Annotated in this window: 1 protein-coding gene; it reads right to left on the minus strand. The window is 49.4% G+C overall.

What is annotated here, in order from left to right; all coding sequences use genetic code 11:
- Positions 1-86: 86 nt before the first annotated feature.
- A protein-coding gene (locus AC58P5_RS27905) for an IS1182 family transposase (protein ID WP_497392323.1) occupies positions 87-1,447 on the minus strand; the annotation gives its coding sequence in 2 pieces (ribosomal slippage) (positions 87-877 and positions 877-1,447; 1,362 coding nt in all).
- Positions 1,448-1,558: the final 111 nt, after the last annotated feature.

A 1,558-nucleotide genomic window follows, 5' to 3' on the forward strand; every position in this document is an offset into this window, starting at 1 on the left:
TCAGATTGTCGAGAAACCCCATCTTTTTGAGATGTGGGTTTCTCTTTCTTTACCTAAAGCTGTTTGGCACACAAAAAAACAGAGGGTTACCCCCTCTTTTCCAGGCGATCCAGGTGGATCGCCATCTTCTTCATGTTCTGCACGGCTGCCGTCATCAAGGCTTGTTCCCTGACGTTGGCGAGTCCGCGCAACCGGCAATAGCGAAACCCATGGAGCTCTTTGGCATCCGCGAAGCTTCGCTCAATCGTCTCTTTTCGTTTCCGGTACAGCTGTCTTCCCGAGGGCGTTAGTCGGTTGCTGCGTACCCACTCCTTGCTCGCCTCCCAGACATGCCGAGTCACCACTTTTCGGTGGCTTTTGGCCTGCGTACATTGGCTGCGAAGCGGACACGAATGGCACTGAGCCGGATCCGAAGCATACTGCCGGTATCCCTTGCGATCCGTCGTTCGGTAGGACAGCTCTTGCTTCGCTGGGCAGGTATACCTGTCGCGTTCGGCGTCGTATTCAAACTTCCACTTGGGAAACAAACCTAATTTGGGATGAAATCTGCGGTGCGCAATCACAGCAAAGATCTTTCTCTGCCTCAAACCATGACAAATGGGCGCCGTTAAATAACCCGAGTCCAAAGCAACGGCTTCCACATCAAAGCCAAATCGTTCACGCTGACGGTCCAGCCGGGATAAGTAGGGGACCGAATCATGGACGTTGCCTGCGGTCATATGCACATCCGTAATGACGTTGTATTTGGTGTCCACTGTACGGTGGTCCAGATAGAAAAATCCCTCGGGCTTGCCGTCACGGATCATATACCCGCTATCGGGATCGGTTTTGCTCACTTTTACTTCTTTTTCTTCCATCACTTCCTCTCGGGGTTTCAGGGCTTTTTTCCATGGTTTTTCCGGTCTTCCGTCACGGCGGCGTTGAGCTCATCCATGTAATCTTTGGTATTTTGCAGCACAACTTCTTTCGTATGCTGGTGCTTGTTCGCGTTGGCTTTTACATGCGTCGAATCACTAACAAGAACACGCCCGCCTACCATGCGGTGGGAGATGGCTTGTAATACAATCTCATCAAAAATATCCTGAAAAATCGTGGTGTCCTTAAACCGGGTCCGACGATTCCAACTAATGGTCGAGTGGTCTGGAACTTTATCGGTTAAGCCGAGTCCCAGAAACCAGCGGTAGGCCAAGTTCGTTTGAATCTCGCGTTCAAGCTGGCGCTCGGAGCGAATGCCATAGAAGTAGCCAAGGAAAATCATCTTAAACAGCACAACGGGATCAATCGCAGGTCGGCCATTATCGGCAGAGTAAAGCGAGCGAACCTTCTCATCAATAAAGGAAAAATCAATATATTTATCTACTTTGCGCAGCAAATGATCTTGGGGCACGAGTTCTTCAAGAGATACCAATTCGAGGGATTGTTGTTTGTCTCGGTTTGAGCGCAGCATACCAACACCGTCCGTTCTAAAAAGAGATACCTATATTATACAACATTAACGCGGTGTCGCATTAAATGTATTCCATATAAAAATAGCTGTCGAGACTTTCTCGACAGCCTG

This window comes from Paenibacillus sp. JT31N7 (assembly GCF_059692095.1).